Below are 17,538 nucleotides of genomic sequence, written 5' to 3' on the forward strand. Positions count from 1 at the left end.
AGGGCGCCACAAGATGGGCTCAGCAGCTGCTGTTGCGAATGCGCTCCAGCATCTCATCGCCGTACTGCTCAATGAAATCGGCATGGACCGCTTCCACGGCTTCCTGGAAGGGTGCTGGATCGACGTTATCGGTCACTGTCATACCACGCTCCTGAAGGAATGCCACGCCCTCCTCTTCCAAGCGTGATACCTCAGCGCGGGTCGCTTCGGTAGCGGCTTGGGCGGCTTCATCAAACCAGGCGCGCTCTTCTTCACTTAGTCCATCAATCAGAACCGGCGAGCCAAGCAGAATGGCAGGCGAATAGACGTGGCCAGTCAGCGATAGCTGGTCCTGCACCTCATAGAGGTTCGCGGCCACAATGACCGTAAGGGGATTTTCTTGGCCATCCACCGTGCCTTGTTGCAAGGCAGTAAATAGCTCCGGCATGGCCATGGGTGTCGGGCTCGCGCCTAATCCCTGAAAAGCCTGCTGATGAATGCGGTTTTCCATGGTGCGTATCTTCAGGCCACGGACATCCTCAGGCTTTGCGATGGGGCGTCGGCTATTGGTGATATGGCGAAAGCCGTTTTCCGACCAGGACAGGCCGACCAGGTCATGGTCGCCCATCTTATCGAGTAGTTCCTGGCCAATCTCGCCATCAAGCACGCAGCGAGCCTGCTCGTAGCTGGTAAACAAGAACGGCAGGTCGAGAACGTAGGTCTCTGGTACAAAGTTACCCAATGGCCCGGAGGAGGTAATCACTATATCGACGGTGCCTATTTGCAGCCCCTCGATCATGGCCCGCTCCCCGCCGAGCGAGCCACTGGGGTGATCCGTAACGGTAAAAGCACCATCAGAGAGGCTTTCGAGGGTCTCTTTAAATGCCCGCGAACCGGCGCCATAGTGAGAGTCACTAGAAATAGCGTAGCCCACGCTTACCTCTGTGGCGGCCTGAGCCTGAAATGCCAGGCCCGCCAGGGCAAGCGTGGTAGCGGTGCCGATGGCGGTCGCAAGCGTACGTCGAGCGAAACGAGTGGTCATGGTAATACTCCTGATTGTATTTATTAGTAAGAACGGCGGGGAGTAGTAGCCCCTTATTGCTCGCCCGCCAGGCAGGCGAAGATCCATTAGCGATGCTCTGCCACATAGGCATCGATAATCTGTTTGAAATCTCGGTCCCCGACAAAACCCAGTTGGTTAGCTTTAGCGGTTTCAAACCGAGCGGGCCAGCTAGCCACCAGAGGCTCAATGTGTGGGTCAGGCTCATGACGTACACGCTCCACTGCCTCAGCGCCCGCCACCTCACGCAACGCCTCCAGCATTTCGGAAACATTGGTGGTGATGCCCGGCAGAATGAACGCGCGAAACTTGCCGAGCGCTTCTCCCTGCACTTCGGCGCCATGTATCAACGCGTCGATCACCTTATCCGGTGACATAACGAAAAGCGCCTGATCCAACGGTACGGGGCAAATGGCTTCCTCCCCGTTTAAGGGCTCGCGCAGAATACTGGACGCGAAGCTCGACGCCGCGGCATTCGGCCGCCCAGGGCGAATCACAATAGTCGGCAAACGCAGTACTCTGCCGTCAATCAGGCCGCGTCGGCTGTAGTCGTTGATTAGAAGCTCGCACATTGCTTTTTGCGTGCCATAGGACGTTTGCGGCTGCGAGGCCGTCATGTCATCCAGCACATCGGGCAGATCCCCGCCGTAAGCCGCCACGGAGCTTGCCATGACTAAGCGCGTCTTATGCAAACCACGGGCACGGCAACCTTCCAGCAGAGCGCGAGTAGCATCAAAATTGACCGCCATCCCCAGATCAAGATCGGCCTCTGCCGCGGAGCTTACGATCGCCGCCAGATGGAAGATGACATCGGGCTTTTGATCAAGCGCACTACCCAGCGCATCAGAAGCTGTAATATCCACGGCATCATTGCGGATCGTCATATCAAACGCGTCAGGTACGCCAGCCTGGGTTTGATCGACCAGCGTTAAGTGCGAGATCGGATGACCGCACAGCTCTTTGCGGCTAATCAGTCGATGTAAAAGACGCTGTCCCAAAAATCCAGCGGCGCCCGTGATTAAGATATGCATGATTAAGGTGTCCTCGCTTTATTGTAGGTTGTTAGCGTTTGAGACCGTTTTCCACAACTCGCTCATGAGTGAAGCCCATAGTTTCTACCCCAGCCTAGACCTTGTCGCGTATCGCCAGCCGGCCTGTATTCGCAGCCAACCCAACCGCTATAGCCCAGCGTTTCGAGCTTGGTAAACAGCGCCGGATAGTTGACCTCGCCAACATCGGGCTCGTGCCGTTCCGGCACTCCCGCCACTTGAACATGAGCGATAACGCTAAACTGCCGCTCAAGATGGCGAATAAGGTCTCCTTCCATGATCTGACAATGGTAAAGATCAAACTGTAGTTTCAGATTGCTCGTCCCCAGTTCTTTCAATACCGCCATGGCTTGCGCCTGTCTCGACAAGAAGTAATTGGGCATATCCCGGGTATTGATAGGCTCGATCAATATGTCCTTGCCCAGCTTGGCGGCCTCAGTAGTGGCGTAGCGCAGGTTACGCAAGTAGGTAGCCTGATGATCGGCTTGGGTCGTCGCATCGGCACCTTTAGGCAGCAAGCCCGCCATGGCATGAACGCGGGGGCAGTTGAGCGTCTCGGCGTAACGTAACGCCTCGACGACCGAATCACGAAACTCAGCTTCGCGCCCAGGCAGGCTGGCAAGGCCTCTTTCACCGGCTTCCCAATCACCCGGCGGCAAGTTGAACAGCACTTGCTCTAAGTGTGTTTCGTCAAGCGCCTGGCGCAGTTCCGCAGCGCTATAGGCATAGGGAAACAGGTACTCAACCCCTTTAAAACCCGCATCAGCCGCCGCTAAAAAACGGTCCATAAAATCGTGCTCGTTAAACAGCATACTGAGGTTGGCGGCTAATCGAATCATGACGTATCGGTACCTCTTTATGTTTTATCGCAATGTGGACTAATCCCGAGGTAATCACGCCTCAAGCTTCGCGACTTGCCTAGGGCCCTGATCTGCTCCCGCCAGCTATTAGGATGGGGGCGGCGCAGATAAACGCTCATGCCAGCACCTCAAAGGCTCGTGTGAAGAAATCGACACTCCCGAAGTTACCCGACTTCAACGCCAGGGAAAGCGGCGCTTCACGCCCCGCCAGCGGTGTCTGAGTCCAGGGCACGCCAGGATCAATCTGCTCGCCAATACGTAGGGTGGAAATTTCCAGCGCCGAGACTACTGCCCCCGAGGTTTCGCCCCCGGCGACTAGCAACTGACCAACGCCTTCGTTAACCAGCGTGACCGCCAATTGGCTCAATGCCTCTTCGACCAGCGCTCCTGCCCGCGCGACACCCAATGCTTTCTGGGCAGCGCTAACCTTCTCTGGCTCTGCCGAAGCGTAGATTAATACCGCGGTCTGTTCCGATAGTTGCTGCCGAGCAAAAGCCAGCGCCTGCTCCCACTGTCGATCACTTTCGGCAAGCGACAAAGGGTCTAGCGCAAAACCGCCGTTAGGGTGACGCGCCAGAAAATCAGCTACTTGTGCCAGGGTTGTTTTAGAACAACTCCCGGACAACACCAGCGCACTGCCTGATGCAGGCTGTAAACGCCCCGGTTCGGTAACGGGCTCCAGCCAGCCTTGGGCACGGTACTGAGCGGGCAAGGCCTGTCCCAGGCCAGAACCACCGGTAACCAACGGCATCAGCACGGTAGCTTCTGCCAATATATCCAGGTCCTGCTCATCAAGCGTGTCACAAATCACATGGCGAGTGCCCTGTTCGGCAAGTGCGAATAAGTGATCAAGAGTGGCGCCGGCGCCTTGGGCCAATACCGAGTGACTGAGCAAGCCTACCGGATGGGATGTTTGGCGGGATAAGACCCGCACCAGATCGGCGTCCTGCATCGGGTTGAGCGGATGATGCTGCATACCACTGTCGTTAAGCAGGCGGTCACCTACGAACAGGTGGCCCTGATAAACCGAACGACCATTAATCGGAAACGCCGGCACCATTACGGTTTGAGAGGCGCCCAGGCGATCCAGCAATGCTTCGGCCACGGGGCCGATATTGCCTTGATCAGTGGAATCAAAGGTAGAGCAGTACTTAAAGTACAGCTGTCGGACGCCCTGCTCACGTAGCCACTCAAGGGCCGCGAGAGAATCCGCGATGGCCCCAGCTGCCGGGCAAGAGCGTGATTTCAAGGCTACCACTACCGCATCAATCTCTTGGAGATCTATCGACTCCTGCGGCACGCCAATTACCTGTACACAGCGCATGCCACCGCGCACCAAGTTATTGGCAAGATCCGTTGCCCCGGTAAAATCATCGGCGATGGCTCCCAGCACTATGTTTCCAAGGGCTGTTTTTCCAAGGGCTATTTTTTCAAGGGCTATGCCCTGCTCCGCGCTCATGCTTAGGTTCCCTGAGCATCGTTAGCCGCTTCAGGCAACGTAATACCTGATAGCCGCTGATAGACTTTGATAACGGCGGAATCATCCTCTCGACCGAAGCCTGCCCCACTGGCCGAGGTAAACTGCTGCAACGCACTGGCGGCAACCGGCGTTGCCATCGAAAGCTCACGCCCGGTCTGGTGCACGATATTGAGGTCTTTAATAAAGATATCCACCGCCGAAAGCGGCGTGTAGTCACCTTTGAGAATGTGGGGGACACGATTTTCGAACATCCAGGAATTGCCCGCCGAGTGGGTAATCACCTCAAAGATGACCTCGGGGTCAAGCCCCATTCGGATACCCAACGCCATGGCTTCAGCGGCAGTCGCGATATGTACGCCTGCTAGCAGTTGATTGACCAGCTTCATACTGGAACCCACACCGGGATCTTCGCCAAGGTGATAAACCTTGGCCGCCATGGCATCGAGCACGTCACTCGCGTAGCTGAATGCCTTCGCGGCGCCCGACGCCATGACCGATAACTCGCCACTTTTGGCTTTAGCAGCACCGCCGCTAATCGGTGCATCCAGCATCATCAATCCCTCTGCTGCCACACGCTCGCCAAGCTGTTTCGCCTGACTAGGCGCTACCGTGGCGCACTGTATGATCAGGCTACCTGACGCTAGATGCCCAACCACGCCCTGCTCACTAAACAGCACCTGTTCAACTTGATTACCGTTAACCACCACGACCAGCACAACATTACAGTGAGAGAGTTCTGCAGGCGTTGCGACACTGCGCCCACCGGAGGCGACAAAAGAGGCGCGGACTTCGTCAGCGATATCGCAACCAGTAACATCAAACCCCTTTTGCAAAAGAGTATTCGCTATTCCCATGCCCATAGCGCCAAGACCAATAACGCCGATATGAAGAAGTTGTTCACTCTGGCTGTTCACCTAGTGATACCTCACTGTTGTTGTTATTAGTTATCGTCGCGGTGTTTAACCATCAATCAACCGTCAAATGGTAGCGCTGTCATGATAGCGCTACCATTACTTCTAGATTACTCTCTGCGTATCGACAAGTTGAACATCAAGGACGTGTGACTAATGTCTAAAGACTCCCCGACTAATGCCAAGTCACGTCGTCGTCCTGAGCAAGTTACACTCAGCCAAGTGGCCCAGGCAGCGGGGGTATCCCCGATTACCGCATCGCGGGCTCTGAATCACCCAGATAAGGTGAGCGACAGTACACGCCAAAGTGTTTTGGAAAGCGTGGAGCGCCTGGGTTATGTGCCCAACCTGGTAGCAGGAAGCTTGGCATCCTCCCGCTCCCGGTTAATTGCCATTATCGTACCTTCACTTATCAACAGCGTATTTGTGGAGGTCATTAAAGGCTTGCAGGAAACGCTAGAAGCACAGGGATATCAGATCCTGCTCGGCAATACCGATTACGACCTGGACCGTGAGTATCAGTTAGTGCGTACCTTTCTAGGCTGGTCGTGCTCGGCTCTGGTCACCGCCGGGCTACGCCATAACGATGCGTGCCGGACGCTATTGGCTAACTGTGGCCACCCCATTATGGAAGTGATGGAACTAGGCAAAGGGATGGACCTAAATGTAGGCCTCGACCATACGGCTGCCGGGAGCTGTATGACGAACCACCTTATCGACAGAGGCTATCAGCGAATTGTGTATGTTGCCGCGCGGCTCTCTCACGATTATCGCGCGGGGATGCGCTACGAAGGACATAAAGCGGTGCTGAAGGCGAAGGGGCTTGAGGCCCCCTTGTTAGAACTGGATACGTTAGGCAGCCTGCAGGCAGGCGCAGAAAGTCTGGCCCAGGTGTTACAACACTATCCCGCTACACAGGCCATCCATTTTGCCAACGACGACCTTGCCGCAGGCGCCCTGTTGGCCGCCCAGCGCCGAGGTCTTAGTGTGCCGGATGATATTGCCATTGCAGGCTTCAATGGCCTACCGCTCGGCCAACATATCACGCCGAAACTCACCACTATTCTCTCTCCACGCGAAGACATGGGCCGCTTGGCCGCTCAGGAACTCATTCGCAGATTAAGCGGCAAAAGCGTCTACCGCCGCCAGCACGACGTGGGTTTTACGCTTCAGGTGGGCGAGAGCACTTAGGCCGGCCCTTATGTTCTTCTTCAACCAGGATACAACTGAGGTTAGCTATTGGCCTTCTCTAGATGAGTCCGCACATACTCCATACTTGCCTCCGTTGGCTCTGGCGCCATTAGGGTTCACCCACGCTACGCTGACCTAGACCGATGTCACCAATGAAATGGTAGGTAACGATGTACCACCTGTGTCCGGTCAGCAGCGCATGGCTACCGGGGTACGCGTGGCTTTCAATCCAACCAGTCTATAAACTCAACAAAGCGAGCCGCCGAGAGTTTGCAATTTTATTGCCTTCAATACCTAGTTTCCAAAAAGGACGGACGCTATGCGCGATGATGAAAAATATACCAATAACGAAGAGCTGCTGCTTCACCTTCAAAAGCTTTTAGACACTCCAGAAACAGCGGTTCTACACGAGTTTTTCAATGAACTCGATATTTTAGACATTGCGCGAACACTTGAATCCTTCCCGGCCAAAACACGCGATTTTCTTTGGGAGTTTATTCCTGACGAGGTGATAGGCGAGGTTCTCGCGGAAGTTGACGAAGGTATCCGTGCCGACTATATCGAAGATTTATCGGCCAGCGACGTTGAGCAAATTGTTAAAGGCCTGGATGCTCAAGAAGTTGCAGAAGTACTGGATGTTGCTGATGAGTCAATAAAAACCAGCGTCTACGCAAGCCTCGACCAAGAGATTCGCGCCCAGGTCGAGAATCTACATGCCTATGAGGATGACGTAGTGGGTCGTTACATGGACCCAGAAACCGTTAATGTAAAACAAGGCGTGTCGTTGGAAGCAGTGCAACGCTACATCCGAATTCATCGTTTGCTCGACGATGAGTCGCAGCAGATCATGATCACAGATAAGGATAAGCGGTTACTGGGCACCTTAACCCTAATTGATTTAATCAAGCAGCCACAGGATGCCGTGGTTGATGATTACATAAATGATTTTTTTACCCTCAATGACCAAATGAAAGTCAGCGATGCGGCTGCGCTGCTGCGCTCTAAAGAGCTTCACTTTGTGCCCGTATGCGATAGCGACGGCTTACTGGTCGGGCAACTAAACGCCGCTGACGTATTAGAAATTACCCAGGATGATGCCGACCTGACGCTCAAGCATATGTCAGGCGTCAGTGATGAAGAGGAAGTCTTTACCCCGATTGTGCGCAGCGCTAAAAGCCGAGGCGTTTGGTTAGGTATTAATTTATTGACCGCTTTTTTAGCAGCGTTTGTTATCGGGCAATTTGAAGCCGTGCTGGATCAAATTGTAGCACTGGCCATTTTGATGCCAGTAGTCGCAAGCATGGGGGGTATTGCCGGCAGCCAAACGCTTACCGTTGTTATACGCGGTTTAGCGCTGGGCCAACTCGCGGGTAACAATAAACGCTGGCTCTACAATAAAGAGCTATGGGTAGGCATGAGTAATGGTCTGGTTTGGGCGTTAGTGGTCGGGCTGATTGCCTATTTCTGGTTTAGCGACCCTCTGATCACGCTGGTGATAACCCTGGCAATCTTTATCAACATGAGCCTGGCTAACATCGCAGGTGTGCTGGTCCCCCTGGTTTTGAAAAGACTACAGATTGACCCCGCTTTATCGGGTGCGGTGATATTGACGACCGTTACCGATGTGGTTGGTTTTTTATCTTTTTTGGGTCTCGCCACGCTGATTATTCTGTGAGCTTGGCTCATCAAGAAGGCAATTGGGACACAGACCCCTTCGCCTGCTAACATTCATCTCGCATAAATCTCCATGTGATTAAAACCCTGCTAAGGCAGGATTTTAACATTCAATGCTTTACTTTTCCGTGACCGCCAAGGAATCGCCGTGCTCCCTGAATACTCCACCATCGCTTGGCTGTTAATCGTATTTTCCGTCTATCTGACAGGGGTTTCCAAAGGGGGTTTTGCCGGTGGTTTTGGTACGCTGTCGGTGCCGCTAATGGCGCTGGCGATTAGCCCTACCCAAGCGGCAGGGCTATTGCTGCCACTGCTCTTGGTGATGGATGTATTTGCGGTAAAGGCATGGTGGGGTAAGCATGATATGGCCGAAGTATGGCGCTTTTTGCCAGGGCTACTGGTCGGGGTGGCGGTGGGCACGCTGTTATTTGACCGTCTGAGCGAACAAGGGATACGCCTGGTGCTTGGAGGGATATCTCTGGTGTTTGCCACCTACATGCTGTTCAAGCCAGTGGCCAAAAAGGCCATCTCCACCCGCTGGGCACTGCCTGCCGCCAGCGTGTGTGGCTTTACCAGTTTTATTGCTCATGCCGGTGCCCCACCGCTGAATCTTTACCTGCTGCCACGCAAGCTATCCAAAGAGACGTTTATTGCCACCTGCGCCGTCTCGTTTGCGGTAGTTAACGCGATCAAACTAGGTCCATATCTGTGGCTGGGTGAAGTTAACGTGACCAGCGCCTGGGCCTCCCTGCTGCTGGTGCCCGTTGCCTGGATGGGCGTGCGTAACGGCTTTTGGCTGCAAAGCCGTGTTAATGAAAAACTGTTTTATCGGCTGGTGATTTTTGCCATGTTTTTGGTGGGCGTCAATTTAATCTGGCAGGCCCTCTCGCCTTGAGACATGGACGGCTTAGATGATGACGATTATTTATACAAATTGTCGCGTCGTCATCCTAGAATTTGCAAGCGGGAAAGCCCGCCAATCTAAGCATCGCGCTCTTCAATATCCACTTCCTTAGCCAACACATGATTTGGACTGATGGGGCGTAGGATAACCAGAAAAAGTTTCAAAAAGACGGCTTTTTGACCTAAAAAAACCTACTGGCGAGCTAACCATTAGTCGTAAAAATTTTTTCATTAACTACCTGAGAAGACGTTAGCAGCTAGGGAGTATATGATATTAGTACGACATCAACGCCGCCCGCTACGCTGACAGTACATGAGGAGAGCACATGACGGGCTCTTTAGAATCAGACAATACGCTCTACATGACACTGACTAACGAGCTACCGGCGTTTTTGAACCAATCGCTTTTACAGTGTAAGAATCTCCCTTCACTACCTTCTGTTGCGCTTCGGGTGCTTGAAATAGCTCGTTCATCAAGATCAACCTTAGGTGATTATGTCAAGGCAATTGAGCACGACCCAGCTTTAACGCTGCGTTTGATTGCGTTTGCTAACAGCGCGTATCACTCACAAACATCCTCACCCGTTCAAACCTGTTTGGAGGCAGTACAGCGTCTTGGTTTAGATGCGACTCTTGCCGTTATATTAGGATTTAGTTTATTCCAGCATGCCACAGAGGCGCCTTACCATAACCGAACATGGCAACGTGCCATCACCGCCGCTCTGGTGGCACGTTATCTTGCTGAGCAGGAATGTCCGGAGCAAAGTGGAAGCGCCTTTACCACAGCCTTATTGCAAGATATTGGCATACTGGCGCTTCAATCCGTCTACCCTGATGAGGCGAAGACGCTGTATGCCGAACCTCCTCTATCCTATACAGAACAACCGCATGCAGGTTTATCTCGCACAGACCTGACTTTTACAGACGCTTTTTATGCAGAACCTCCTTATGCAGAAGGCTCACATGCAGAGCTAGCGCGCGCAGAGCAGAGCTATTTTGGTTGTGACCATACGTTAGTCGGCGCATGGTTGGCAGCTAAATGGGGAGTTCCTGATAACATAGTGCATGCGATACATCAGAGTCATGAAAGCTTTTTATTGAACGATAAACCCCTGCTCTGTATTCGTTTGTCTGGGCCTATTGCTGACGCCTGGTTATCCAAAAACCCAGCTTCTCAGCTGGCTGCTTTGTTATATCAGTTAAAGACGGTTAGCTATACCTACGCACTAAAAATAGATGAAGTACTTCATAATGTTCAAAAGCAAACCGATATACTCATCAATGCGTTGAATATGACCGCTCCCGTCAAGGTCGATAGCGCCACTTTGTTGGCTGAAGCTCATCAGTTGCTCTTCCAGCATACGCTAACGCTGAGTTCTCAATTGGAGGACCAAAAACAAGCGCTAGTCTCTTTACGCTATCCTGATGTAAATCAAAAAGAGCACAGTCGGCGCGATGCTTCCCTTAATATCCACCGGTCAGGATTAATCAGCAAACCGAAAAACAAATAATCGTACCCCCATCGCGCCCGTAGTAACCAACAGGCCGCGCGTTTCGCGGCCTGTTTAGATTAGCTATTCATTGCATAAGGCAGATAAAGCGCGATTGCCGGGAAGAAATGCATCAAGGCAATTGCCAAGAGCATCAATAAGAAGAAAGGCAGCGTCGCCTTGGTGATAGTCAAAATATCCTTGCCGGTCAGTCCCTGAATGACAAACAGGTTAAAGCCTACAGGCGGGGTGATTTGCGACATTTCCACCACGACCACCAGATAAATACCAAACCAGATCAGATCAAACCCCGCCGCGCTCACCACTGGCATAATCACCGCGGTTACCAGCAGGATAAGCGATATACCGTCCAAAAAGCAGCCCATGATCAGCAAGAGCGCTGTCAGGGCGATCAGCAGCATAGTGGGTGATAAGCCCATTTCACTAATCGTACGTGCCAACTGCATGGGTACTTGAGTAAAGCCCATCGCCGAGGTAAGAAACGACGCGCCGGCGATAATAAACGCGATCATGCAGGCCGTACGAATTGCCGCAAATAACGAGCTTTTGAATATCTGAAGTGTGAAGTGGCCGTTCCAGCGCGCAATCATCATAGAGAGTACAACCCCGACCGCCGCCGCTTCAGTAGGCGATGCCAGCCCGCCGTAAATAGAGATAATAATGCCGCCGATCAGCACCAGAATGGGTGCCAGTGCCCAGGTATTACGCAGCTTCTCTGAGAAGCTCATGGATGATTCATCTGCCCCGGTCAGCCCCGCTCGATCACCCTTGATGAGCGCCCAGAGGATCAGATAAGACATAAACATCGCCAGAATCATAAGGCCCGGGCCAACGCCTGCCATAAATAGGCGTGAAATGGACTGCTCGGTCACCACACCGTAAACAATCAGCATGATGGAGGGCGGAATCAGCAAGCCTAGCGTCGAGGCACTGGCTAACGTACCAATGGCCATATTGCTATCGTAGCCGCGCCGCTCAAGCTCTGGCAGGGTCATTTTACCTACGGTGGCACAAGTGGCCGCCGACGAGCCGCATACGGCTGCAAACATGCCGCTACCGATAATGTTGGTATGCAGCAAGCGCCCGGGTAAGCGGTTGAGCCAGGGCGAAAGACCGCGGAACATATTGTCCGCAAGCCCTGAGCGAAAGAGTATTTCGCCCATCCAGATAAACATCGGCAGCGCCGTTAAATCCCAACCGTAACTCGCCCCCCAAAAATCAGAGGCAAGAATCGGCCCTGGGTCAAACGGGCTAAAGAATTGCAGTGCCACCCAGGCGGTACCGATCAAGGCAAAAGCGATCCAGACGCCCCCGCCCAGCAAAAGCACCAAGGTGAAAATAGTTGCCAAACTGAGTGTTAACACGGTTTTTCTCCAACATAACGTGGCCAAGCAGTGTCGGCAGGGAATCAGTGCATTTCGCTATCATCGGTGGATGTTGCTTCGCGAAAGCTGGACGGGTCACGTACGGCGATGCGCAGCGCAATCACCAACGCTTCTATTAAGGCAAGGCTGAGCAGGCCTACGCTGATTACCAGGACACTTTGCGGTATCCACAGCGGTATGGATAAAAAGCCCGATGACACATCGTTGTATTGCAGGCTTTCTCTTGCCAGCTCAATCAGGCCATACCCGAGTATCAGGCTGATCGTCAAGGCAATAAGCAGAGCGGCCACTTCAAACCATACCCGGATGGCAGAAGGCAGTCGTGAAATCAAAAGCGTCACGCGAATATGGGCGTAATGCACAAAGGTATAGGCTAGGCCAAGGAAGGTGGCGCCCACTAATAAATAGGCCGCCATCTCGGAAACACCGGTAATACTGATACCCAGGCGGCTCAGGCCCACCAGAATCAGCAGCGCATCAATAGCGCGAAAAGCCACCTGCAGTGCAATCAGTGCACAAATCGCGATCATGCAGGCCGCCGCCCCCCAAGCACCAAGGCGGTAGAGCTTGTCGAATTTAAACGTCATGTTCGTTATCTCACCGAGTGGCTGGGCGAAAAGAGGCGGCCAATACCGCCTCTGAAGAACGTTCCAGGCTTAGTTAGCCTGCTGTTCCCGATAAGCCTCGAGCGCAGCCTCCGCTTCATCATCGGCGCGGCTCAGCCAATCCTGGAAGAGCTGGTCGCCTGCCGCCTGGAGCGCAGCAGCGACCTCTTCATTGGGCTTGGCGACGCTGACACCGTTCTCTTCAAGGGTGGCGAGGCTTTCCTCATTATTTTCACGGCTTAACTGCCAGCCACGTTCTTCCGCACGCGCGGCGGCCTCCATTAATGATTCTTGAGTCTCTTCATCCAGACGGTCAAAACTGCGCTGGCTGATAAACACGATGTTTTTCGGAAGCCATAAGTTGGCGTCGGTGTAATAGGACACGTAGTCCCACGCCGTCATGGAATTACCCGTAGAGCTTGAGGTAATCATGGCGTCTACACGGCCAGTACTGAACGCAGTGGGAATGTCCGACTCTTCGGTTTCCGTGGGGCTGCCGCCCAGGTTGTTCACGAACCGTTGGGTATTGATATTGGGCGCACGCACCCGCAACCCCTCAAACTGGGCGGGATCCGTCAACTCCTGAGCGGTATAAATCCCTTGCGCCGGCCAGGCAACCGCATAAAGTGGAATCAATCCCTCCTGAGCGAATAGCTCAGTAATCATGGGCTTGGTGGCCTGCCACAACGCAAAGGCATCCTCGTAGCTGCCGGCTACGCCGGGCAGCGTATCGATTTCGAAGATCGGGTCATCATTGGAGAGAACCGACATGAATACTTCGCCAGCATCGATGGTGCCGCGACGTACCGATGGCTTGATCTCACCATGAGAGACAAGCGAGCCCCCGCTATGCACGGTGATCGTTAGTTCGCCATCCGTCATTTCAGCCACATCTTCTGCAAACTGCTTGGTATTCTGGGTATGAAAGCTGGCGTCTCCATAGGGGGTGGCCATGGTCCATTGAGCTGCCTGGACGGAAGCTGTCGTTAACAGGCCGTAAGCCGTTGCCAGAAATAGTGGGGTCGCGATGCGCATACGCATGAGTAAATCCTCTTGTTTATATTAGTGGAGTTGATGCGTCAGGGGTGGTAAGGGAGGCGCTCGGCTGTACCCAGTGCCCGTTGAATAGCGCGCTGGTCATCTCGACACGGCGCGCATGCGCGTAAGCGATGGCTGTTTGTTGGGCTAAACGGCCAACGCCTCTGCAAAAGCGGGGATGATTGGCGCGACGCCATATCACATCATAGTTCATTGCCGGTAGCGGCACCGGTAACGCCAGACGAAGAAGCTCGCCACGCCGCCACTCATCAAGCACCGTGGCAACCGGAAGCGCGCCGATACCCAGGCCTTCCATCGTCATGCGTGCGATGGTCATCAGCGTACTAACGCTATGGATACGCGGATGGGTAACGCCCTGCTCGGCCAGGTACTGAACCAGCTCTTCATAAGGGCGGGCCAGTTTGCCAAACGAAATAAACGGCAGCTTCTTACACCAGGCTTCGGCGCTTTCATTGAGCATTTCTGCATGCTGGGGAGATACGAACATACCCATTTCATATGGGCTTAACGCTTCGTATTCGATCTGCTTGGGTGGCAGATAGCCATTCATAGCCAGCAGGATATCCAGCTCGTTACTGATAAGCCGCTCGTTTAACGTCGGCGAGTAATCCACCGTCAGCTCAATGGTTAAACGTGGGTAGCGCTCGGTAAGTTGGCGCATGAATTCGGGGAACCAGCTATGGGCAATGGTTTCAATCGTACCTAGCCGAAGAGGGGCAGAGTACTCCTCTTCGCTGTCGAAGAGTTTCATGGCTTCATCGCGCTGGCTGAGCATGCGCTCGGCATGCAGGAAAAATTCACGCCCGCGCATCGTGGGCTGCACCGGGCGAGCCGAGCGCTCCAGCAGCAGTTCGCCTACCGTCGCTTCTAAGCGCGAAATACGTTCTGAAACCGATGGTTGAGTCAAATGCAGACGTACGGCCGCCTTGCGAAAGGATCCCAATTTGACGGCCCAAACAAAGGCTTCAAGTTCTTTGAAATCGAGCATAATGTTGCCTAATCCACGCGTGCAATGACCAAAAGATATCGGCGCTGCCTATCGAAGCGCATCGATTCACAGAGCAGTTATTTGGCTCGTAGAGCGAGCTACCACTGCAATGTAATTTCAAGTCCAACGCTGGCAGTAAACCGCCCCGTTGATGGTGCGTGGCTGGCAAGTGCATGATTCACCCCGGAAAACGCTTTTTTATCGACCCATTTATTGTGAGTAGCTTGAGTCAAATGCGCGTTTTTCTTTATTTTTTATCGAGTGCTTTATTTAGTTGATAATCGTATTACCCCCTATCGTCAACTATTTTTATAAGAAATAACAATACGATAGAAGTTACCGATATTAAGTATCGTGAAAAACGATTGGTAAGTGAAAGAGCCTCTCCCCTATATTAGTTTGGCTTTAATAACGCATCCCAAATAACCTCTGTAATAATAATTGGAGTCGTTATGGTCATTCCCCTACTCAACTGCGACATGGGCGAAAGCTTCGGTAACTGGACACTTGGCCTTGATGCTGAGGTCATGCCTTACGTTGACTGTGCCAATATCGCCTGTGGCTATCATGCCTCCGACCCCCACGTCATGCGCCACACCGTCGCATTGGCGGCCAAGCATGGCGTGCGCATCGGCGCTCATCCAGGCTATCCCGATTTGATGGGCTTTGGGCGTCGTTCCATGACCTGCTCGGCGGCTGAAGTCGAAGATATGATGCTTTATCAGGCAGGCGCGCTTGCGGGCATTTGCCGCGCCGAGGATGCCGAGCTTAGCTACATCAAGCCGCACGGCGCCATGTATAACGATATGGCCGCCAACCTTGAGCTGCTGGAAGGCGCGATGCGCGCTGTGCGAGCGTTTGATGCAAGCCTCCCGTTAATGGTAATGGCTACCGCTGATACCGCGCCGCATCGCGAACTGGCTGCCAAAATGGGCATCACGCTGTGGTTTGAGACCTTTGCTGACCGCGCTTATGAAGCCAACGGCCACCTGGCGTCGCGCCGCTTAGAAGGTGCTGTGCATCACGACCAGGCAACTATCGTGGCCCAGGCTATTGCACTGGCCAAGGGTGAAGCCCTGACCGCCCGTGACGGCACCGCACTTCACCTGCCCTGCGACACGCTCTGCGTGCATGGCGACAACCCCGAATCAATCGCGGCCGTACGTGCCATCCGTGATGCCTTTAAAGCGTTGGAGTCCGCGTGAAACTGCGTCTTGAAACCGCTGCCATGGATGCGCTGACAGTACGTCTGTTCGACGCCATCGACGAGAGCAACATGGCCTGGATCATGGCGGCCGACACCGCCTTGCGTCACGCTTTCGGCGATGCGCTGATCGACCTTGTTCCTTCTTACACGACACTGTTGATTCATTATGATTGCCGGGTCATAGCCTTTGTTGAGGCCACAGCCCTTGCCCGCGAAGCGCTGAAAGACTTGCAGCCCGCCGATACTCAAAACGGCCAGCTACATGAAATTCCGGTGTGGTACGACGAGAGCGTTGGCCCTGAGCTGCCGCAGGTGGCCAAGCGCGCAGGGTTAAGCGTTGAGCAGTTGATTGAGCGTCACTGCGGCCACGACTACTGCGTGTTCGCCCTCGGCTTTGCTCCTGGCTACGGATTCATGGGGCTAGTGGATGAAGACTTGGCCACGCCACGCTTGAAGACACCACGACGCCGCGTAGCGGCCGGAAGCGTGGGCATCGCCGATAGGCAGACGGCCATCTATCCGCTGCTCTCACCCGGTGGCTGGAATATCCTGGGTCGCACGGCGGTTCCCCTGTTTGAGTACGCCCGGCGCGGTGAACCGCTATTCCGCCCAGGTGACAAGGTACGCTTCATGTCCATCTCCAAGGCTGAGTTTGAAGCCGCCGGCGGTGATGCCACCCCACTGGAGGAGCGCGCATGAGCCAAGGCAGCATAACCGTTAAACAGGCCGGGCCGCTGGCTCTCATTCAGGACGCGGGGCGCTTCGGCGTGGGTCATCTGGGCGTTACCCAGAGTGGCGCTGCCGACTGGATCTCCTATAACTGGGCGAACTGGCTGCTGGGCAACCCAACCAATAGCGCGGCGCTGGAAATCGTCATGGGCGGCAACCTGACATTAGAAGCCAGCAGCAACGTCTGCCTTGCGCTGACCGGGGCCGATCTCGATGCCCGCATTGATGGCGAGCCGCTCGCTCCTAACGCGTGCTTTACCCTAAAAGCCGGGCAATGCCTGACGTTTCGCCAGCCGCACGCCGGGCTACGCGCTTATCTGGCATTTCCCGGCGGCCTGCAGGCCCCGGAAATCCTCGGCAGCCGTGCCTGTACCGTGCGAGAGATGATCGGTGGCCTGCATGAGAACGGCAAGCCTCTACAAGCCGGCGATCAGCTGAGCTGGCAAGGCGATACACCATCACCCCGCCGATTGCCGGACAATGCCAGCTTGCCCATGCCACAAAAGCGCTGCCAGCTTCCCTTGGTGCTGGGCTCCCAGGTGGCCCACTTTGCCGGGCGTAGCCTTTATCAAGCATTCAACCAGCCCTGGACCGTCGACCAACGCGCTGACCGGATGGGCATTCGGCTGACCGGGCACGCGCTTAACAGCAAACTGGAAGGGGTGATTTCAGAAGGCATTCCCCTGGGCGCGGTACAGATCCCCCCCGATGGCCAACCGATTGTCCTGATGAATGACCGCCAGACGATTGGCGGCTATCCGCGTATCGGCGCGCTCACCCCCAGTGCCTGCGCGCTGCTTTCTCAGTGTCTGCCCAGCACAGAAGTCTGGCTACGTCCGGTGAGTGCTACCCAGGCTCAGGTTACTCACCGCCGCCAGTTGGCTGTGTGGGAGTGAGCCTTTAAGAAAGCTCAAACGCCAAAAGGCACCCGCCGGGTGCCTTTTGTA

At 54.3% G+C, this 17,538-nt stretch carries 16 protein-coding genes; 7 read left to right on the forward strand and 9 right to left on the reverse strand.

Annotated features, from left to right (window positions below; genetic code table 11):
- Nucleotides 1–19: 19 nt before the first annotated feature.
- The 5 genes from ELY25_RS15535 to ltnD form a co-directional block, all read right to left on the reverse strand.
- Nucleotides 20–1,021, reverse strand: coding sequence for a TRAP transporter substrate-binding protein (locus ELY25_RS15535; RefSeq protein ID WP_185856125.1), 1,002 nt, complete (start codon nt 1,019–1,021; stop codon nt 20–22).
- An 86-nt stretch (nt 1,022–1,107) separates the two neighbouring features.
- Entirely contained in the window at nt 1,108–2,070 is a 963-nt protein-coding gene (denD, locus tag ELY25_RS15540) for a D-erythronate dehydrogenase (protein ID WP_126952176.1), read from the reverse strand.
- Between the two features lie 62 nt (nt 2,071–2,132).
- On the reverse strand, nt 2,133–2,927 hold the full coding sequence (otnI, locus tag ELY25_RS15545) for a 2-oxo-tetronate isomerase (RefSeq protein WP_126952177.1): 795 nt from the start codon (nt 2,925–2,927) through the stop codon (nt 2,133–2,135).
- A gap of 136 nt (nt 2,928–3,063) precedes the next feature.
- Nucleotides 3,064–4,407 (reverse strand): 3-oxo-tetronate kinase, encoded by a 1,344-nt coding sequence (gene otnK / locus ELY25_RS15550; protein WP_126952178.1) that lies wholly within the window; start codon nt 4,405–4,407, stop codon nt 3,064–3,066.
- 2 nt (nt 4,408–4,409) lie between these two features.
- On the reverse strand, nt 4,410–5,342 hold the full coding sequence (gene ltnD, locus ELY25_RS15555) for an L-threonate dehydrogenase (protein ID WP_126952179.1): 933 nt from the start codon (nt 5,340–5,342) through the stop codon (nt 4,410–4,412).
- Between the two features lie 153 nt (nt 5,343–5,495).
- On the opposite strand from ltnD, the gene ELY25_RS15560 reads away from it, so the two are divergent.
- The 4 genes from ELY25_RS15560 (at nt 5,496) to ELY25_RS15575 (ending at nt 10,618) form a co-directional block, all read left to right on the forward strand.
- The gene (locus tag ELY25_RS15560; RefSeq protein ID WP_126952180.1) at nt 5,496–6,530 is read left to right on the forward strand and encodes a LacI family DNA-binding transcriptional regulator; all 1,035 of its coding nucleotides are present in this window, start codon (nt 5,496–5,498) and stop codon (nt 6,528–6,530) included.
- Between the two features lie 319 nt (nt 6,531–6,849).
- Entirely contained in the window at nt 6,850–8,205 is a 1,356-nt protein-coding gene (gene mgtE, locus ELY25_RS15565) for a magnesium transporter (protein ID WP_126952181.1), read from the forward strand.
- 147 nt (nt 8,206–8,352) lie between these two features.
- Nucleotides 8,353–9,099 (forward strand): sulfite exporter TauE/SafE family protein, encoded by a 747-nt coding sequence (locus ELY25_RS15570; protein ID WP_126952182.1) that lies wholly within the window; start codon nt 8,353–8,355, stop codon nt 9,097–9,099.
- A 334-nt stretch (nt 9,100–9,433) separates the two neighbouring features.
- Entirely contained in the window at nt 9,434–10,618 is a 1,185-nt protein-coding gene (locus ELY25_RS15575; RefSeq protein WP_126952183.1) for an HDOD domain-containing protein, read from the forward strand.
- Nucleotides 10,619–10,677: 59 nt separating this feature from the next.
- Here ELY25_RS15575 and ELY25_RS15580 read toward each other — a convergent pair whose 3' ends face one another.
- The 4 genes from ELY25_RS15580 to ELY25_RS15595 all read right to left on the reverse strand — a co-directional run bounded on the left by ELY25_RS15580 (nt 10,678) and on the right by ELY25_RS15595 (nt 14,655).
- Nucleotides 10,678–11,982 (reverse strand): TRAP transporter large permease, encoded by a 1,305-nt coding sequence (locus tag ELY25_RS15580; RefSeq protein WP_126952184.1) that lies wholly within the window; start codon nt 11,980–11,982, stop codon nt 10,678–10,680.
- Nucleotides 11,983–12,026: 44 nt separating this feature from the next.
- Entirely contained in the window at nt 12,027–12,590 is a 564-nt protein-coding gene (locus tag ELY25_RS15585) for a TRAP transporter small permease (RefSeq protein ID WP_126952185.1), read from the reverse strand.
- A 69-nt stretch (nt 12,591–12,659) separates the two neighbouring features.
- Nucleotides 12,660–13,649 (reverse strand): TRAP transporter substrate-binding protein, encoded by a 990-nt coding sequence (locus ELY25_RS15590; protein WP_126952186.1) that lies wholly within the window; start codon nt 13,647–13,649, stop codon nt 12,660–12,662.
- Nucleotides 13,650–13,665: 16 nt separating this feature from the next.
- Nucleotides 13,666–14,655 carry a LysR family transcriptional regulator gene (locus ELY25_RS15595; protein WP_126952187.1) on the reverse strand — a complete coding sequence of 330 codons (990 nt, stop codon included), beginning with the start codon at nt 14,653–14,655 and terminating at the stop codon, nt 13,666–13,668.
- Nucleotides 14,656–15,107: 452 nt separating this feature from the next.
- Between ELY25_RS15595 and ELY25_RS15600 the strand changes: the two genes are divergently transcribed.
- From ELY25_RS15600 to ELY25_RS15610, 3 genes are read left to right on the forward strand one after another with little or no spacing between them, the layout of a single operon-like run.
- On the forward strand, nt 15,108–15,860 hold the full coding sequence (locus ELY25_RS15600) for a 5-oxoprolinase subunit PxpA (RefSeq protein ID WP_126952188.1): 753 nt from the start codon (nt 15,108–15,110) through the stop codon (nt 15,858–15,860).
- The gene (pxpB, locus tag ELY25_RS15605; RefSeq protein ID WP_126952189.1) at nt 15,857–16,561 is read left to right on the forward strand and encodes a 5-oxoprolinase subunit PxpB; all 705 of its coding nucleotides are present in this window, start codon (nt 15,857–15,859) and stop codon (nt 16,559–16,561) included. The genes ELY25_RS15600 and pxpB overlap by 4 nt, the downstream gene beginning before the upstream one ends.
- Complete coding sequence (locus ELY25_RS15610) at nt 16,558–17,487, forward strand: 5-oxoprolinase subunit C family protein (protein WP_126952190.1); 930 nt, start codon at nt 16,558–16,560, stop codon at nt 17,485–17,487. The genes pxpB and ELY25_RS15610 overlap by 4 nt, the downstream gene beginning before the upstream one ends.
- Nucleotides 17,488–17,538: the final 51 nt, after the last annotated feature.

Source organism: Vreelandella populi, assembly GCF_003989825.1.
GTDB lineage: Bacteria > Pseudomonadota > Gammaproteobacteria > Pseudomonadales > Halomonadaceae > Vreelandella > Vreelandella populi.